The organism is Halobacteriovorax sp. GFR8 (assembly GCF_050955245.1).
GTDB lineage: Bacteria > Bdellovibrionota > Bacteriovoracia > Bacteriovoracales > Bacteriovoracaceae > Halobacteriovorax_A.
Genome location: NZ_JBPBLR010000002.1, coordinates 126063 through 144136, shown reverse-complemented (window position 1 = coordinate 144136; position 18074 = coordinate 126063). Strand labels below are relative to the sequence as shown.

The 18074-nt window shown below is 35.7% G+C and carries 20 protein-coding genes and 1 tRNA gene; 6 read left to right on the top strand and 15 right to left on the bottom strand.

Features of this window, described 5'->3' with window-relative positions; all coding sequences use genetic code 11:
- Positions 1 to 260 precede the first annotated feature (260 nt).
- Together ACRXC1_RS01335 and ACRXC1_RS01330 are read left to right on the top strand one after the other, a co-directional pair.
- Positions 261 to 605 carry a hypothetical protein gene (locus ACRXC1_RS01335; protein WP_433655899.1) on the top strand — a complete coding sequence of 115 codons (345 nt, stop codon included), beginning with the start codon at positions 261 to 263 and terminating at the stop codon, positions 603 to 605.
- Between the two features lie 73 nt (positions 606 to 678).
- Positions 679 to 1251: a hypothetical protein gene (locus ACRXC1_RS01330; protein ID WP_433655897.1), complete on the top strand. Its 573-nt coding sequence runs from the start codon at positions 679 to 681 to the stop codon at positions 1249 to 1251.
- Between the two features lie 6 nt (positions 1252 to 1257).
- On the opposite strand, the gene ACRXC1_RS01325 is transcribed toward ACRXC1_RS01330, so the two are convergent.
- Positions 1258 to 1848, bottom strand: a complete 591-nt coding sequence (locus tag ACRXC1_RS01325) for a hypothetical protein (RefSeq protein WP_433655895.1) — start codon at positions 1846 to 1848, stop codon at positions 1258 to 1260.
- Positions 1838 to 2632, bottom strand: coding sequence for a transglycosylase domain-containing protein (locus tag ACRXC1_RS01320; RefSeq protein ID WP_433655893.1), 795 nt, complete (start codon positions 2630 to 2632; stop codon positions 1838 to 1840). The genes ACRXC1_RS01325 and ACRXC1_RS01320 overlap by 11 nt, the downstream gene beginning before the upstream one ends.
- Positions 2633 to 2837: 205 nt before the next feature.
- Here ACRXC1_RS01320 and ACRXC1_RS01315 point away from each other — a divergent pair, with 205 nt between their 5' ends.
- Positions 2838 to 3680, top strand: a complete 843-nt coding sequence (locus ACRXC1_RS01315; RefSeq protein ID WP_433655891.1) for a hypothetical protein — start codon at positions 2838 to 2840, stop codon at positions 3678 to 3680.
- A 16-nt stretch (positions 3681 to 3696) separates the two neighbouring features.
- On the opposite strand, the gene ACRXC1_RS01310 is transcribed toward ACRXC1_RS01315, so the two are convergent.
- From ACRXC1_RS01310 to dapF, 4 genes are read right to left on the bottom strand one after another with little or no spacing between them, the layout of a single operon-like run.
- Positions 3697 to 4227: a TIGR00730 family Rossman fold protein gene (locus ACRXC1_RS01310; protein ID WP_393056743.1), complete on the bottom strand. Its 531-nt coding sequence runs from the start codon at positions 4225 to 4227 to the stop codon at positions 3697 to 3699.
- Between the two features lies 1 nt (position 4228).
- Positions 4229 to 5014, bottom strand: coding sequence for a TlyA family RNA methyltransferase (locus ACRXC1_RS01305; RefSeq protein WP_433655888.1), 786 nt, complete (start codon positions 5012 to 5014; stop codon positions 4229 to 4231).
- Positions 5014 to 5403, bottom strand: a complete 390-nt coding sequence (locus tag ACRXC1_RS01300) for a hypothetical protein (RefSeq protein ID WP_392909856.1) — start codon at positions 5401 to 5403, stop codon at positions 5014 to 5016. The genes ACRXC1_RS01305 and ACRXC1_RS01300 overlap by 1 nt, the downstream gene beginning before the upstream one ends.
- Positions 5396 to 6184 (bottom strand): diaminopimelate epimerase, encoded by a 789-nt coding sequence (dapF, locus tag ACRXC1_RS01295; protein WP_433655886.1) that lies wholly within the window; start codon positions 6182 to 6184, stop codon positions 5396 to 5398. Before dapF ends, ACRXC1_RS01300 begins: the two co-directional genes overlap by 8 nt.
- Before the next feature lie 133 nt (positions 6185 to 6317).
- On the opposite strand from dapF, the gene ACRXC1_RS01290 reads away from it, so the two are divergent.
- A tRNA-Ile gene (locus ACRXC1_RS01290) sits at positions 6318 to 6394 on the top strand.
- A gap of 549 nt (positions 6395 to 6943) precedes the next feature.
- On the opposite strand, the gene ACRXC1_RS01285 is transcribed toward ACRXC1_RS01290, so the two are convergent.
- From ACRXC1_RS01285 to ACRXC1_RS01255, 7 genes are all read right to left on the bottom strand, one after another.
- Complete coding sequence (locus ACRXC1_RS01285) at positions 6944 to 8335, bottom strand: ABC transporter substrate-binding protein (RefSeq protein ID WP_433655885.1); 1392 nt, start codon at positions 8333 to 8335, stop codon at positions 6944 to 6946.
- A 174-nt stretch (positions 8336 to 8509) separates the two neighbouring features.
- The gene (locus ACRXC1_RS01280) at positions 8510 to 8674 is read right to left on the bottom strand and encodes a hypothetical protein (RefSeq protein WP_433655883.1); all 165 of its coding nucleotides are present in this window, start codon (positions 8672 to 8674) and stop codon (positions 8510 to 8512) included.
- A 598-nt stretch (positions 8675 to 9272) separates the two neighbouring features.
- Positions 9273 to 9866 carry a GNAT family N-acetyltransferase gene (locus tag ACRXC1_RS01275; RefSeq protein ID WP_433655881.1) on the bottom strand — a complete coding sequence of 198 codons (594 nt, stop codon included), beginning with the start codon at positions 9864 to 9866 and terminating at the stop codon, positions 9273 to 9275.
- A 682-nt stretch (positions 9867 to 10548) separates the two neighbouring features.
- Positions 10549 to 11202 carry a hypothetical protein gene (locus ACRXC1_RS01270; protein ID WP_433655879.1) on the bottom strand — a complete coding sequence of 218 codons (654 nt, stop codon included), beginning with the start codon at positions 11200 to 11202 and terminating at the stop codon, positions 10549 to 10551.
- A gap of 18 nt (positions 11203 to 11220) precedes the next feature.
- Positions 11221 to 12018 (bottom strand): hypothetical protein, encoded by a 798-nt coding sequence (locus ACRXC1_RS01265; RefSeq protein ID WP_433655877.1) that lies wholly within the window; start codon positions 12016 to 12018, stop codon positions 11221 to 11223.
- Positions 12019 to 12068: 50 nt separating this feature from the next.
- The gene (locus ACRXC1_RS01260) at positions 12069 to 12434 is read right to left on the bottom strand and encodes a cupin domain-containing protein (RefSeq protein ID WP_433655875.1); all 366 of its coding nucleotides are present in this window, start codon (positions 12432 to 12434) and stop codon (positions 12069 to 12071) included.
- A gap of 38 nt (positions 12435 to 12472) precedes the next feature.
- Positions 12473 to 13171, bottom strand: a complete 699-nt coding sequence (locus ACRXC1_RS01255; protein WP_433655873.1) for a CPBP family glutamic-type intramembrane protease — start codon at positions 13169 to 13171, stop codon at positions 12473 to 12475.
- Between the two features lie 422 nt (positions 13172 to 13593).
- Between ACRXC1_RS01255 and ACRXC1_RS01250 the strand changes: the two genes are divergently transcribed.
- On the top strand, positions 13594 to 14451 hold the full coding sequence (locus tag ACRXC1_RS01250; RefSeq protein ID WP_433655871.1) for a hypothetical protein: 858 nt from the start codon (positions 13594 to 13596) through the stop codon (positions 14449 to 14451).
- Here ACRXC1_RS01250 and ACRXC1_RS01245 read toward each other — a convergent pair.
- The gene (locus ACRXC1_RS01245; RefSeq protein ID WP_392857778.1) at positions 14448 to 14732 is read right to left on the bottom strand and encodes a hypothetical protein; all 285 of its coding nucleotides are present in this window, start codon (positions 14730 to 14732) and stop codon (positions 14448 to 14450) included. The genes ACRXC1_RS01250 and ACRXC1_RS01245 overlap by 4 nt on opposite strands.
- A gap of 175 nt (positions 14733 to 14907) precedes the next feature.
- Here ACRXC1_RS01245 and ACRXC1_RS01240 point away from each other — a divergent pair, with 175 nt between their 5' ends.
- Positions 14908 to 16500 (top strand): GMC oxidoreductase, encoded by a 1593-nt coding sequence (locus tag ACRXC1_RS01240; protein WP_433655869.1) that lies wholly within the window; start codon positions 14908 to 14910, stop codon positions 16498 to 16500.
- A 24-nt stretch (positions 16501 to 16524) separates the two neighbouring features.
- On the opposite strand, the gene ACRXC1_RS01235 is transcribed toward ACRXC1_RS01240, so the two are convergent.
- Entirely contained in the window at positions 16525 to 18069 is a 1545-nt protein-coding gene (locus tag ACRXC1_RS01235; protein WP_433655867.1) for a GNAT family N-acetyltransferase, read from the bottom strand.
- Between the last annotated feature and the right edge of the window lie 5 nt (positions 18070 to 18074).

Sequence of the window (18074 nt, the reverse complement as noted above, 5' to 3'; positions counted from 1 at the left end):
TATATATCAAACTTTTATTTGACAATGAATACACCTCTGGTATTATAGTTACAGATTTAGGATTTATATCGGTTAGGTGATGTGTTTCAGTATACTTTTATTCACTTCTTCTTTCTTTTTTATAGCAATTCATTCTTATATTTCTTTTTGAACATTCCCAAATGCTTCATCTGACCGTATAAATTTCCTAGTCTGATTCTTAACCAAATATCCCCGTCAATTTCTTTACTCTTCGTCTTTAAGCAAAGTAAAATATTTTTATGGAAAAAAAATTTGAAACATTATTTTATTTTATGAATGAGAATGTATCTGTTATTGAAGTAAAAAGGCTGGGGTTACCTGACGATGCAGAAAAGGCAGAAATTTATCACTGGTTCTTTATCTTGAATGAAGAGTTGTCTTTAGAGAAACTTAAGTTTGAGTCTTCATTCGTTGATCACGTCAATGGTAATGAAATTAATGTGCGTACTTTTGAAAACGCAGAATTTCGTTTTGATGATAGCTTTGGAAAATTTCAAAACAAAGAAGGTGGTCATATTATCATGAAAGTACCTAACAACATCCTTCCAAAACCGCTCTCTGAGCTTATCTTAAACAACATATAAAGAACTTTTTTCTCTCTTAAATAAATTTTAATAATAATTAACAATGAGTTTATTATTTATTTAAGGGAGAGGTATGAAGGTTTTATTTCCAATTTTAATTTTATTTTTACTTACTTCATGTGCAGCAAAATATGGAATAGTTGCTGGTGCTCAAATGCCATCATATGAAGAAGAAGCAACAGTCAATGACATTTTAAATGGAACCAGTACAACACTACCGCGTTTTAAAAATAATGGAGTTGGTTTTCATATTGGAATCTCTGAAGAGACTGATTTACTTCTCAGTAAGATCACTTACTTTTCCAATAGCTATGATAAAAAATCATATACGTTTGAAGCAGTAACAGAAGATTATTCTATTGAAGAAAGTGGTATAGAGATCAGTACAGCAATTAAGTTATGGTGGTTTCAGCCACTACTTGGTGTAAAATTCTATAATTCAGAATATACAGGTGAAACAAATAGCAATGAAGGAAGCTACGCTGCTTTTCTTATTGGGCTCGATTTTGAAGTTCCAATTTCAGATCGATTCTATGTCTATACTGGTTACCACTATGAAACAGGTTACAAAACAAATATCACAACTGAAGTCGATTACTATCACTATAACTACGTTTTAGGCTTAAGATATAATTTTTCGAAATAGATAGAATTAAAATTTATCCCACAACTCTAGGAGTTTAATTGGTATAGGCTCCTTGAGTTGTGATACTTTATGCTGATCATAAAGATATTTATTAGCACTATCTTCGGCCTTCTCATAAATCTCATTACGATCTTCTTGAATTGAAAGATCACTCTGACAATTACCACCATCTTCTTGATTCGCCTCACATGGATTAAAGGCTATACATCCGTAAGGCTTATGATCGACACCTAGACCACAACCAAAACTAGGATAGAAATAGAAAGGGCATGTATATGACTTTCTAAAAAATTCTCCAGGTCCAATTTGAATATACTTATCTAAGCGAAACTCAGAGATACAATCTTCTAATCTTTTCTTTGTTTCATCATTTAAAAGATTCTTTTCTTCAAGGACGGCCATTGCTTCCAATGCTTCAATTGATGTCATCTGCATTGAATTTGCTTCATATGTACAGCAACGTCCGGTACAACTTAGACAATCAAGGCCAGAAGCTTCATTGGCAAACATTTGCTCGACAAGAAGCTCTCTTCGCTTCTTAGCATGGGCCAAGCCCGTATTTGAATATACTTGCTCTAAGGCATCTTTATAACTCAAAGAATTCCTCTTCTAGTATTAGCTTACTTCCACCTTCACTTCTTTTTACTTCTTCAAAGGAGAGGTGTTCTTTTTGAAAGGCCAACATTTCTTCTTCACTTATGGCCTTGGTTACTTTCATTTTTCTTAATATGGAGTTCACTGTAGCTGACGCATACTCTGTTAACTTCTTATCTCGAAATGATTGTGAGTAAACCTTTGGATTAGGAAGTAACATGGCCAGGAAAGCAGATTCCTTTGGATTTAGGTCAGCAGGACGCTTCTTAAAGTAGAACCAACTAGCATTCTTAATACCATAGAGCCCTTTGCCAAATTCAATGATATTTAAGTAAGTTTCAAGGATTCGATCCTTTGTTAACTTCTCTTCTAAGTACATTGTTGTAAAGAGCTCAAAAACTTTACGCTCCAGACTTCTTTCACTTTTAGTGTAGAGATTCTTTGCTAGTTGTTGAGAGATGGTACTCGCCCCTCTAAGTTTCTCTCCGTTTAAATGATCTTTTATTGCATGATAAATCTGTCTAAAATCAACGCCTTGATGTTCATAGAATGACCAGTCTTCACTAACAATAAAGGCATAGTAAACATGCTTGGGCATTCCACTTAGATACGCCCAATTACGTGGCCTCTTAGTTGTAACCAAATACGAAACACTTTCATCTTTTACAGAAGTCTTCACATAGCCTTGGGCCAGTTTATTAATATTAAGAATAGGCACACGCGATAGCACATAACCTGCTATGACAAAGAGTGAGATGATAAATAGTAACGCAATTTTCTTGAACATTTAGCGCACTTTAACACAAAAAGCCGACTCTTGAATAGTCTATCAAACTCAACAGGTATTACGTTCACCAACCTAAATTTAGACACTTACAACTCACTAAAGCGGCATTATTTACCCTTTTTTATCAGTTCAGCACAAAACCTACGTAAAGAGCGACTTTAACCCGATTTTGTTTGTAACCACACACAATCAAACGGAGTTGTTTATGTTGAAGAAGTCATGTCAAATGATTGCGGCATCGTATTGCCTAATGTTCGCCAATATTTCCACGGCCCAAGCCAATGAGCTTAACGAAAAACCGGCATTTCCAATTGGGAAAATTGGCCAGTTAAATGCTAATTATACAAGTCCTAAAGGGACAGGAACTAGTAAAGAAATTTCAATTGAAGGTTTTGGAGAATTTATCAATCCAAGTCTCGAAGTAGAAAATTATGGTGGGACGCTTATCTTTTCAGTAGATAATGAGTCGTTCGAACTCGATCTTTCAACTCTACAGATTAATGACGCTGATAAAATTGGAATATCAAATATTAATTATAATAATGACAACTCAAACATCGCTATTAGTTTAAATCAAGTCCAAGCAAGTGGTGAAGGTTTTTCTACTCGACTATCAGGAACTCGTCTTGAGTGTCAAAAGCAAAGTCGTGAAGGTAATGAATATGAGCAACTCCTTCAAAACTGTTTTAACTTTCTAAGTCTAAATGTAGGAAGTGCCTATTTTCAAAGTAGCGAGAGAAGTTTCTATAACTTAACAAATGAATATGAAACACTTGGTAGTGCTGTTGAAATTGATGATCTAAAACTTAATATTCGCGGTGGAAAATTTAGCGGTCACCTAAAAGGAAATGTTTCAAAGGGAATTAAGGTTAAGTTCGAAGGACGCTCTTCTTATGACCTCGCTAACAAGATTATCAATATTAGAATTGATAAGGCAAAGGCAGGCCTATTTAATGTTCGTCGTACCATTTTCAAAGAGCTTGAAAGATTTGAAAATGATAAAATTGAAATCGACGAACCAAATATTTATATTATTCTACAAGAATAAAATATATGAGAGGATCTTAATTGATCCTCTCCATTAACTCTTCATTTGAATTTAAGATCGTAATTAATTCGAAGTGCTCTTTCGAGATAAATCCCTCAGCAACTGAATTTTCAATATGCTTAATTAAGTGGTCAAAGTAGCCATTTACATTAACTAAATAGATTGGCTTCTTATGGTATTGAAGTTGCGCCCACGTCGTAATTTCAAATAACTCATCAAGAGTTCCAAAGCCACCTGGATAAGTAACAAAAACATCTGAGAGTTCATACATCCTCTCTTTGCGAGTATGCATTGTATCGACTTCAATGAACTCAGTTAGACCTTGATGTCCAACTTCCCAGTCAATAAGTGACTTTGGCATAACACCAATAACATGGCCGTCTTTAGCAAGCATCGTATCTGCAATCTTTCCCATCACACCAATTGAGGCTCCACCATACACGAGATAGTGTCCATTACTAACAAGCTTCTCACCTAGATCTTTTGCGTAGTTTAAATAAGTTTCACCTTTTCCACTTGATGACCCACAAAATACACATACTCTCATTTTATTCTCCAACTTCTTTATTCAATTCTTCTAGCGAAAGAAGAGATTTAGCGTTCTTCTTTAAATATAAAAAGTACTCTTGGTTTCCACTCTTTCGCCCTTTTATTACACAAGGCTTAAATCCAAGAATTCCAAGTCCCATGGCCTCACATTGAATCTTCATTTCTTCAACGGCCCTTAGAACATAACTTCTATCTTTTACAATTCCCTTCTTACCAATACCATCTCTTCCAACTTCAAACTGAGGTTTGAAAAGAACGATCATTTCGGCATCGTCTCTACTGATATCAATAAGGTTCTTCCAAATTAAATTTAACGAAATAAATGAAAGATCCACAACACACAGATCAACTGCTTCATCTAATTTGTGAAGCTCCCGTACATTTGTCCCTTCAAGATTTACGACTCTTGTATCACTAACTAGGCTTGGTGCCAATTGCCCGTGACCAACATCAATGGCAAAGACTTTTGAGGCACCATGGTTTAGACAAAATTGTGTAAAACCACCTGTACTGGCGCCAACATCTGCAACCAATTTATCTGCAATGACAACATCAAACGCCTCAAGTGCTCCAGCGATCTTATGAAAGCCACGGCCAACTTCTTCACTACTCTCATTTAGTTGAATGTCATCACTGCTTGAAACTTTATACGAGGTTTTTGTGATTACTTTACCTGCGACAGTAACTTTACCATCTCCAATTACTTGCTGGGCACGACTACGAGTCGTAACGAGGCCAAGCTCGACGAGTTTCTTATCTAATCTTTCAAAATTTTCTTCAGACATTAATGAACTACTGGTTTGATTTTAATTTTTGTTTTCTGTCCTAGCTCCGGTTCACTGAAGACAACATCCCCTTCAGTTCCGAGCTTTAGGTTTAGTTCAAAGCTTTTTGAGAGGGTTTTTGAAAGAACTCTCCCTTCAATTTTCACCATGGCACCTGGGCCATAGATCTCTTGGCTATCAACAAATTGACCACTTAAAAGTAGATCAATTTTACTCTTCATAACAAAGCGACTCATCTTCTCTGGTTGAATATTTTCAATAAAGTGGAGTTCACTCATAAGAATTGTTTGACCCTCGAAGTCCTTTTCATGTGTCATCACAACTTCCACAAAGATTGTGGCATATGTATTTAGACCTAGAAGGAAAAGTAATAAAAACTTTTTAATCATTAAATTCACCAGTATAGACAAGTTTTGTCTGGCCACCAAGATAGATGAAGCCATCGACTCTTTTGACAAATAGTATACCACCATTTGTTAGAAATTCTATTTCGTCTCTATGTTCGTATTCTTTATCCCAGAGCATGCAGGCTGCGGCGACATTTCCCGTTCCACAAGCAAAGGTCTCGGCCTCAACTCCACGTTCATATGTTCGAATACGCCACTCACCTTCATCAATTTGATTGATAAAGTTAGCGTTCGAGCCACGAGGAAAGTCTTCGTCAAAACGAACACGTCTTCCTACTGTGTCTACATCTACCTCTTGAGCGTCATAGACCATAAACACACTGTGTTCAACACCAGTATTAATATAGTACGAATCCTGAGCGTCTTCATACTTATTAGTGAGATCGTATAGATCAGCATCTTTAATGACGGTCATATGAACCCAAATGACATCACCTTCAATTCCAGAAGAGTAGAGCCCACTTCCCGTGGTAAATTTAAAGTCAGTATTCTTTGTTTGCGTCGTACGGCGATAGAAGTCAGTGATAGCACGAGTCGCGTTTCCACACATACTCTCTTCATTGCCATCAGCATTTAGGTAGCGCATATGAAAGTCATACTTGTCACTACTTTCTAAGAAAACAACTCCGTCGGCTCCAATTCCAAAGCAGCGTTGACACAATTGCTGCCACTTTTGTGTATTGCTAACTTCTTGGGCCCCATCGCGATTATCGATAAGGATGAAGTCATTTCCATTAGAGCTATACTTACTAAACTTTGTCATGGGTCTATCATTTCATTGTTTTGCAAATTTGACTACTGTCGCCAATTACACATCGCGCCACTGCCACATAGCAAAATTTTGTAGCCAGATTACCAAATCTTAGTTAAATTTATATTTCAAATTACCAACTTATGGGACATTAGCTCAGTTGGTTAGAGCCCCCGGCTCATAACCGGGTGGTCACAAGTTCAAGTCTTGTATGTCCCACCATGAAAAAAGCCTCGGCATCTGCCGGGGCTTTTTTTATTCGTGTGATATTCAAGATATTTTAAATTTGTGACTCACAAGTTTTGAAGGCGTCATTTCCACGATGGCAAAATGATGCCGTACAAATTCGAGCAGTCAGGAGACCGCGAAGAACAAGTCTTGTATGCCGGAAAGCCGCGCTTCGCTAGCTTCCCTTAAGTCACATCCATCTATGCATCAAAACAATCCACAGGATTGTTTTAGACGCATGATGTGTATGTCCCACCAAATATAAAAATCACCCTTGCGGTGGTTTTTTTATTTTCTGATATTTAATTCTTTGTCGCTGTATTATAATTCGAAAAGAAATAATAAAGTAAATAAGCGAAAGTACCTAACTTCCCAATTACAACACAGATCGTTGGTAAGATTTAAAACGATGGCTCTTTAGCAACAACGCCTTTGATATAGTCAATTTTTGAAAATTTACTTGCAGAGTGTCCAGTGCCGAGCCATAGGTTTTCAAATCATTTCTCGTGTAGCTTTTTCGCAACGTCAAGGCTTGACCTAGATTCATATTCTATCAAAATTTATATAGGGAAAGTTCATTGGCCACTGCTTTAACGACATTTCACTATTGTGAATATAATTAACTCTCTTATAAGTTAGAGGAATGGCAAGAGAGTTTCCGATAACAACTTTTTGAAGTTCGACAATCTTTTGCTCTCTCTTATTTTTTTCGATTTCTAAATATCCTAACTCGACTAATTCATTACACTTTTCTTTAAATTCTCCAAGAAAGAAGAGTGGCCTGGCCTGATTAAATGCAACCTTAAAGTTTTTTAAAACATTGATCGATGCAAAGTCATTATTATTTAAAACAATTTGATAATCATTCTTCTTGATTAGTTCTGATAACTCTTTCTGGTCTTGATAGAAGCTTATTTTTACTTTAGCCCCAGTGCTATTGAGGCAATCCACAATAAGATCATTAAAAGCAAAGTCTTTAAATGAAAGAAAAGTCACCTCTTTCATGCTTGCTTTTGACATTGCTTCTTTTTTAAATAGTTCCGAAACTTCAGCTGTCGACATTTGCCCAAAACTATTTTCAAAAACAAGTTGCCTTGCACGACTCCAGCCACCAGTTGAAATATCTTTAGTATCCATACATGACGTAATGACTTTATTTAATAGATAACGGTCAGCGTCTCCTATAAGCATTGGATTTAAGCTTAACCAGTAGGTAAAGCCGATATTAGGTTTTGTGAGCGTTAACTTAGTATCTTTTTCGATAATATCCAACACACATGGCTCCACTCCTGCATATGGAATATAGAAATCGAGTTCTCCAGATTTTAAATTATTAAATGTATTCTTATCTAGACCAGAGCGATTTATGATAAGTTGATTAACCTTACCATTAGATGGATAGTGGATATTTCTCTCAAGAGTGAATTGAGCCTTATTAGTTGACTTTAAGAAATATGCTCCACTTGTTATTGAATAATCATTAAGCTTTTCAACATTATAAGCAATCCCAAATTCAGGCTGAGACAGGCTTGTAAAAAAATCAATATTTACTTTTGTTGTTAAGCTAATAACAATACTTTCTTCATTAAGCTTTTTGATTGCACTCACTGATGTAAAATCGAAGTGTGTAGCAGACTTTTTCTTTTGTTGTTCTAGGAATGAAGCAACAATCTTATCTGTCGTTATCGTTTCCCCATTAGAAAATTTTTGATTTTTAAGAATTGTAAACTTCACTTCATTTTTTGAGTGATCAACGTCCCAGCTTTGGGCCAAATCAGAAACGATATCACCATGCTTATTAACGAAGACTAATTTTCGTAATAAATGATCGAGGACAATATACTCTCCCGCTGACACGATATGAGTGTGATCAATTTTTGAATGAATAGGAAATAAACTAACTTTTAAAGTCTTTACCATTGCAGTATTAAACATTAGGATATATTAATTGAGGCTAAGCTCTATTCATAAGAGTTAAAATCACCCATCTTTCTTAGAAGTACAGTTTTTTGTTTTAGAGTTAGCTCTTCTCCCTTTATTGAGATTAATAGATTCATCTTATTATATTCATCAAAGATATTCTTGCCTTTAAGATACTCTTTTATTAAATCACTTTTTAAAAACGTCTGCAAGCCATGAGCAATAAGCTTCTGCCTGTAGTTCATTATTTGGATCAATTTTTTCAATCGTAATATTCATAATTTGTTTCTCAACTCTATTTAAGCTAATCAATTCGCACACATAGATACGACTACGAACACCTTTCGCTTGCATACAAAAAAGCCCCTGACTAACAGGGGCTGATTTTGTTGTATTTAGAACCCTTGTCCGGGAAGGGTCTAGTTCACTATAACACGAAAACAAAAGCGATAAAAAGTCCTTTTCTCTTGCTCAATGAGGAGCACTCATCGGGAGAGAATCATGGAGGATTTTTTGTTGTATTTAGAACTGACCATTTGCTTAGCTAATCTATTGATTATTCTATACAAACTGTGATGTTCGGGAGGAGAGCGAAAGTTCTCCCTTCTTTTTTCTCTTATGGAGACTATTATTTCAAACTCTATTTCTTAAGTATTGATAATAATATCAAATATTTATTACTTAAGGACACACAGTTCATAAAGTAACATCAATGTCCCACCACTAAAAAAGCTCAGGCGTTTACGTCTGGGCTTTTTTTGTTTTGGGCTATGTAAGATCATTGAAATTTGTGATTCACAAGTTTGCCTACAGGATGTAGGTATGTCGCGGAGGCCATGGATGGCCGAGAGCGACCAAGTCGAGCAAAATACAATATTCTATATATCTATTTCTTGAACGCAGGGACCACCCGAAGGGTTGTCACACGGTCGTGAAAAAAGTGAACCTAAAGCTATTTCAACTCTATTAAATAATGCTCAGATCCCCACCACTTTCCATCAACAAAAGTAAGATTCTCTCTTCTTCCGATAAGTTTAAATCCTATTTTTATAAGGTTTGCTCTTATGGCCTCATTAAAATCAAAGATACCAGCTTCAACATGAGTGCATCCTTCACGAATTGCTAGTTTTCTAATTTCAGAAAAAATATGCTTCGATAATCCTTTTCCACGATGAGAAGATTTTCCTATGGCCAGACTTGGCCAACAAACGCGACCTTCTTTATACATTCCAGCAGGGTGATTTATAAAAAACGATCCGTATCCAAAGTAGTCAAAATCATCCTTAATTATAAATGCTACTTTATCCTCATTAGAAAATGCTTTCTTAAAGTCATCTATAGAAAAAGATACTGAAAAGTCTTCTTCATCTCTTTGAAGGAACCAATTATTGACGACTAGTTCATCTGCAAGCCATGAGCAATAAGCTTCTGCCTGTAGTTCATTATTTGGATCAATTTTTTCAATCGTAATATTCATAATTTGTTTCTCAACTCTATTTAAGCTAATCAATTCGCGCACATAGACACGACTGAGAACTTCTTTCACTTGCAAACAAAAAAGCCCCTGATAAACAGAGGCTTCTTTATTGTACGTAGAGCCTTCATCGGGAAGGATCTAAAGAAATTATAACATAAAAAAAGAATCAATAAAAAGTCCTTTCTCCCGCTCAATGATGAGCACTCATAGGGAGAAATCATGGAGGATTTTTTATTGTACGTAGAGTTAGTGATTTGCTTGGTTAATATATTGATTATACTGAGCAAGTTATAACTCGGGAAGGGCGAGATATCGCCCTTCTTTTTTATGGAAGCTACAGTTTCAACTGAGGTTTCAATTGATATTTAAATATACTTAATAACTTATGAGTTATGGACACATAGTTCATAAAGTGAAATTAATGTCCCACCATAAAAAAAGCCTCGGCATCTGCCGGGGCTTTTTTTATTTGTGCGATATTCAAGATTTTCAAATTTTGATCATGTCACAAGTTTTGGAGGCGTCATTTGCCACGATGGCAAAATGATGCCGAACAAATTCGAGTCAGCAGGAGCTGACTAAACGGTACGCGCCACCTTTTCGAGATTTTAGATACTTAAACACCCTAAGATACTTATACATACCAAGAAGAATTGAAATTCTAAGTCAATATAAACGACGCTAATAAATAAAAGCATGCTTACTTAGGAGTAACTAATACGAAATCTTCTATTTTCAAACCTAAAAAGAATTATTTCTCTAACTTATTTAATTCACGAAAAGGTGGCGCGTACCCCATAAAAAGTCTTTTATCAAGGGATTTACTTATACAAACCTTAAAGGCCCTACCTTCAAAATCTCTAAAATTTACATGGCTACCAACATTGTCAATTTCTAAGGGGACATTTTTTACAACAGACATAAGATCTTCTAATTCATTTTTAGAAAGATATAAAACAGGCACTTCATCAATTACATTCTCTGAAAATAAATTCACTCTCTCTGACTTAAATTCACTAAAATATTCCATAAACCAAAGAAAAGTAACTTCAGACTCTGTCTCTTTAGAGAAGTATCCATTATACCAATGAACGCCATCCTTCATGGCCTTTTCAAATTCGAAATTCCACTTTGGATAGTGTTGTTTAAGATCACTTAAGAGATCTTCTTCCTCGCCTAGACAGCTTAGGGCCAGACCGACATCATTTGGATAATTAGACCTTTTAACAATTTCCAAATACAAGCTATTACTTAATCCGACATAACAAGCTTCCCAGCTCCACTCTTTTTCAAATGTCGCCTTATACTTTATAGAAGAATTGCTTTGAGCAGATTTCTTATAAGTCTCAAATTCATCATCACTTACAGCAATTAAAATATGATCTAACTTCATCTTATTTTTCAAAGTCGATACCCTCGGACATTAATTAATTTCAGATATTTTCTTATAAGAGTTCTCAAAAGATGAAAATATATTTTCACATTTATCAATAGCATCATTTTCAGAAATGATTGTCTCTGAACATTCTTTTTGAACAACATTATAAGAGTCTAAACTACGAGCAGCAGATCGTCGTAGTTCTTTAAACTCATCACTTGTCGTTCTCTCAAAGAAAGACTTTAGAGAGAGCATCTCTTTTTGAATCTTAAGTGAAGCAGAAATATTATCGAGTAGGCCTCTCTCATGGTCATGAGCAACTTCGATAACAACACCCATAAGCCTAGGAGGCAACATATTAGAAAAGAGAGCTAATCCTAGGGCCTTCTCAATTCCAATGGAATCATTTAAGACACTGCTTGGATTAGTATTAAGGTATTGTGCAAATAATGTTGGTGAAATTTTCTTATAATTACTTTGAGAGCAAATATTTGAGCAGAAAGACTTTATCGAGTTAGCTTTTAAAAAATCATCGACAACAATTCGTGCGCTAGTAGCTGCATTTGTCATCTCTCGCATTTTCTCTACTCGCGAGACCTCTTTATTATCCTTCTCATTATTTTTATCGTCTGATTCTTCAAGAGCAGCATTAGGGATCACATTCTCTTCATCAGAATGATGTGCTTCTTTATTATCATGCTTATTAGATTTTTTATTATTAACTTTTATTACTTGGGGGTCTGCGACTTTAATGCCCTTAACAACATAGACTGTCGTTCCTAAGAAAATCATATAGCTTACGATGACAATAGCTAAGATTGCGACAATAAAAATCTTTATCAATTTTTTAAATAATTTTATAACTCTCTCTCCACGAATTAGTCTGTCTTTAGTTAACGGTGTGAATCTTCAGGTACCCAATAGGGTGCTGTAATAATCAAATAAATAAATTCGTCATTACCATCATTTATAAATGCATGCTTTTCATTCGGTTTCGTATAGACCAAACTTCCAGCCTTGATATGCTTCTCGACTCCATCAATAATTGCCCTTCCTGTACCGCTAATTACAAAGTATGACTCTTCTCTTTCTTTATGATAATGCTCGTCTGATTTCGTACCTGCAGGAAGTTTTACAATTGCAACAGTATGGTGCTCGCTTGCACCTGTTGAGTCATGCCTTCCAACAAGGACGCTGAACATATCTCCACCTGGAAAAGTTCTAAAATTAACATCTTTTACTGAGTTGATAATTTTCATCAAATCTCCAATAATTTATAAGGTGGCGTACCTTTTTCTTAAACTTTTAGAATCGTATCTAAGACCATATCTGATACTTGATGTGATGACCAAGATGAAACTAAATTAGATGTTCTGATATAAACATAGCTAAAAAAACAAGACCCTAAGAACACAAGACATTTAAACTCAAATGGATATTGAGTATGTGTACTAACCATAATCAATGATGGAATAACTATCGCAATCCATTTATTGCGGAATAGTGCTAGAGTAACACCTACAAGTAGGGCCCTATAACTTATTTCTTCATAATAATTAGAGAAAATATTCCCAAGAATACTTTGAGAGTTAATTAGAAATTGAAAATCATATCCGCGAATTAACCAATAAATAATAAAAAGCACAGATAAAGCAAGAGCACTTACGATACCATATAAGAGGGCGATCTTTATATTAACTAAATACTTTGGGAGTCTTATTACGCCTAATTTGTAAGCAATAAAAATCATAATATATGAGCAAATCGCGCTAAATATTGATCCATAAATAAGTAAGTGACTGAAAAAAAGCTTTGGTTTTAAAACTCCGTTTTTAATATAACCATAGAAAAGATTCATTAAAATATCTTTCCCATAGTACCAACTTACATAATAAATAGTTATGGCCATGATAAATACGGCCACTCTTTTTAAAAGTTCGCAATCTTCATAATATAATTTTTCATTTAAATTAGAATTCATAACCTCTACTATCATTTATTCTCATAAAATCGACTATTTCATTGGTGCATAAATCATTTTCAATATAATGACAGAATAAATAGAATTGAGGTCACAATTGGAATCATTACAGAATACTGTCTGAAAAACATACAAGCCTAAACGGTACGCGCCACCTTTTCGAGATTTTGGGTATTTAAACGCCCTAAGATACTTATACATATGAAAAAGAACTGAAATTTAAACTCAATATAAATAAAGCTAATAAATTAACACATGCTTAATTAGGAGTAACTAATACGAAATCTATTATTCTCAAACCTGAAAAGAATTATTTCTCTAACTTATTTAATTCACGAAAAGGTGGCGCGTACCCCATAACTAAATTCTTTTTAACAAATTACGATAAGTGCTTAAGAAGTTAAGGCTTTGTTATCTTTGAGGATATTTGGGGAAATATGAAAAGCTTGCTAAGGATTCTAGTAATCCTTTCGTTTACATTTATGACTTATGCTGAAGAGTGCGAATACAATAATAGTGCCTCACCAGACTTAGATAAGATCCTTAAGCTTGCAGGCCAAGTTGAAGATATTGTCAGATATATCCACGACACTCCTCACGTAGGCGATGATCGAAAAGAAAGAACAGCAAGCTCACCTAAATGGCTAGCGGCAGTTGGAAAACTTAATAATCACTGCTCAGCAAATCTCATTGGAAATGATCTCGACGAAAATTCAAGAGTAGCCTCGACGGCCTTTCACTGTATTGATGAATATATTGAAAGTGGAAAACCGATTTATATTACCTTCACAACCAATGATGGCAGAAAAATCAAAAGAGAAGCAAAGATTCATAAGAGTGGCGATCTCTACGAAGATAGAGCGATTCTCATTTTAGATGAACTAATTTCATATAAAGATATTCCGCCACTAATTATTGGAGATGCTGATTTTGCCAAGGAAGATGGTATTCTTATTACATTTGCCGGGCATTCGAGCGACACGGGCCTAGGAGCAAAAGGAAAGAAGTTAACATACGATGAAGACTGTAAGTATAGAGAATATAGGGATGAAAGTTCTGAAAACTATATTTACTTCGAAGATTGCTCTGCTTACGGTGGGGCCTCTGGAGGAGCAGCTGTAATCGTTGAGGAAATGGACGGAGATGAGATACCATTCCTTGTTGGTCATATTATTAAAAGTACAAAAAAAGGTGTCGCCGTCGCATACGGTCATTATGACACCTATTATTCAGAAGATAATTTTTTAAATAAATTATATGATGCAGTTGATGAGTTTAATACCTACGACGACTAGCTACATGTAGGATCGATATCCACGTCACAGATTCCACACATCTCTTTCTTATCAGCATACTGTGTGTTTTCACAGTAGCCAGCATAGTCTCCGTGATCTAAGTGATCTTGGACAGAGTTCTTATTGATTGTAATTTCCTTGGCCTTATCTGGGTTTCCTGGAGGCACGTGACAAATAATAACCTTGTTCCCCTGCTTAGGGCATCTAAGAAGTGGTCTTCCCTTGGCAAAGACAGAAGACGTCGTCATGGCCAGTACTAAGAATGTGATTGTTGCTTTCATAAATCCTCCAAAATCTTCTCTATTATACCACCTTACTAGGCCCTCACGACATTTACTAAGCCCTTAATAAAACGAGGATTTTCAAGATAACTCTAATCAATAATTAACATTCAACTACTCAACATATTGAAATCCTTATGTATAATTGTGAGTATTCAAAAGATTTGAGGGATATATGCCAAATACAAAAATCAAGGAAAGTTACGACTATATTATTATTGGATCAGGTTTTGGCGGTTCGGTTTCAGCACTTAGACTTGCTGAAAAAGGATATAGCGTCCTAGTCGTTGAAAAAGGGAAAGACTTCTCTGATACAACAAAATTTCCAAAAACTAATTGGAATCTTCCAAGGTGGATGTGGCTTCCTCAGTTGAAGTTCTTCGGTATCCAACAACTAACTTTCTTTAAGCATATTTCAGTTTTAAGTGGCGTTGGTGTTGGTGGCGGCTCACTTGTCTACGCTAATACTCTTCCAAAACCGAAGTCTCAATTTTTTAATCATGGACCATGGAAGGACTTAAATAATTGGGAAGAAGAACTTTCTCCATATTATGATCTAGCTTGGAAAATGCTTGGTGCAGAGAAAACAAGACACCATGGCGATGCAGATCACACAATGCTTGAACTTGCGAAAAATATTGGCCGTGAAAAATATTTCGACTCAACGAAAGTTTCTGTCTACTTTGGAGAAGAAGGCAAAGAAGGTGTTGAAGTTGCTGATCCTTACTTCGACGGTAAAGGGCCTACTCGCTCAGGTTGTATTTCATGTGGAGCCTGTATGACGGGATGCCGTTATAATGCAAAGAATACTCTCGATAAGAATTATCTCTACCTCGCTAGGCAGCTTGGTGTCGATATACTTCCAGAAAATAAAGTAACACATGTTTCCCCAATAGATGGAGCTAACGGAAAAACTGGTTACGAAGTAACTTTAAAAGAATCGACAAAGTATTTTGGAAAGACAAGAACACTAAAGGCCAATGGTATTATTTTTAGTGCCGGTGTTTTAGGAACGATTAACTTACTACTTGATTTAAAGAAAACAACACTTCCTAAGTTATCACCAGCTCTAGGTGATACAATACGCACAAATAACGAAGCACTTATTTTAAATACAACATATAAGAAAGATATTGATATGACCAAAGGCGTGGCCATTGGTTCAATCATTGACATTGATGAACACTCGCACCTTGAACCAACACGCTATGGTAAGGGCTCAGGCTTCTGGCGAGTTCTTATGGTTCCGATGATATCGGAGCCAAACTTCTTTTTAAGAATGATTAAACTTGCAATAGAACCTTTCAAAGATCCAATTAAGTGGTTTAAAGTTTTGACCGTAAAAGACTTCGCGAAACAAACGAATATCCATCTCTTTATGCAGCACCTTGATAGTACGTTAAAATTTACGAAGGGTATTTTTGGAATGAAGTCAGTTCTTTCAAAAGGTGAAGCCCCAACTGCATTTATACAAACAGCTCATCAAATGGCAAAAAAATATTGTGAGATCATTGATGGGAAACCAATGGTTATGTTTACTGAAACATTAACGGGTATTCCTTCGACGGCGCATATTCTTGGGGGAGCCTGCATGGGAGAGACAGAGAATGAAGGCGTCATTGATAAAAATAATAAAATTTTTAATTACGAAAATATGTATGTCTTTGATGGATCAATGATTTCTGCCAATCCAGGGGTAAATCCATCTCTTTCAATTACAGCAATTACAGAATACGGAATGAGTAAAATTCCTGCCAAAAATAATTAAAACTTAGGTGGCCAAAAGGGCCACCTACTTCCCATGCCAAACGACCGAATATAAATCATGTCTACGATCTTTTAAGTTCTTAACAGCACCATTTTGTCTAGCTTCTAAGAGTGTATCTATTCTAAGGTCTGCAATAGCAACCATTTCCACATTTGGAGTAGTATCAGCTGCAATTCCATCTTTCGCAAATGGAAAATCACAAGGAGTTAAAATACAACTTTGAGCATATTGAATATCGACATTATTTACACGTGGTAAGTTACCAACATTTCCTGCCATGGCTACATAGATTTGATTTTCAATTGCACGGGCCTGACAACAATATTTCACGCGACAATAAGCTTGACGGTTATCAGTTAAGAAAGGAACGAAAAGAATATTAATACCTTGATTTGCAAGGTGTCTTGTAAGTTCAGGGAACTCACTATCATAACAAATTAGAACACCTATTGGCCCACAGTCAGTATCAATGACCTTAACCTCATCTCCTCCTTCAATATTCCACCAGTATTGCTCATCTGGAGTAGGATGAATTTTCGCCTGTTCGTGAATTTGTCCATCACGAAGACATATATAACTAATATTATGAACGCGGTCCCCTACTTTTGTCGGGTGTGAGCCCCCAATAATATTTACGTTATACTTTACTGCTAGACGCTGAAAAAGGGCCTTAACATCTTCTGTGTATGCAGTCATATGCTCAATTGCAACATTGGCCTCAACCTCTTCATTTTTGATTGAGAGAAGCTGCATCGTAAATAACTCAGGAAAGAGAACGAAATCAGCACGGTAGTCAGCTGTAACATCAACATAGTACTCAACTAAGTCTTCAAACTCTTTAAAGCTAGAAATTCCACGTTGTTGATATTGTACACTTACAACTCGGACTGAGTTCTGTTGAACTGGACGATCTTTCTTACTTTCTTGAGCTTGGTATTCTGTATTTTTCCAAATGAGATGAACTCCATAGCCCATAGATTCTTTATCTGTTGGAAGATAATTTTCAAGGACTCCTAAAACTTCAAATCCATTACGCAATTGAAAGCCAAGAGTCGTGTCTCTAATTTTCTTCTCTTTAACTTTTTCAATATAATCTTCAACACTATCAACTTGTTTGAAACGTCGACGTAAACTTGGAATGCGACCGACAAATACGATACCTTTTAAACGCTCATACTTAACGAGTCTTTTTCTGGCATTATATAGACGTTGACCGATACGATGTCCTCGAATAGAGGGGTCAACACATGTTTCGTATCCATAGAGGTAATCACCATCCTCGTCATGAGTCGAGCCGTATCCTCTTCCTGTAATACTGGCCCATGTGTGTTTTTTAAAAACTATTTTTTCTGAAAGTAGGATACTTGCAGAATAGCCCACTATCTTTCCATTAAGAGTGGCAACAAAATTTCCTTCAGGGTAATTTGTAATCTGCCCGCGAATCATTCCCTTCGTATAATCATCAGGAAAGCCAGTATAAGATCGAGCAACTAATTCATGTATTCCATCAATATCTTTTAGGTTTGAAAGCCTTACTTCAAGCTTCACATCTTTTGCTTTATTCGTCATTTCAT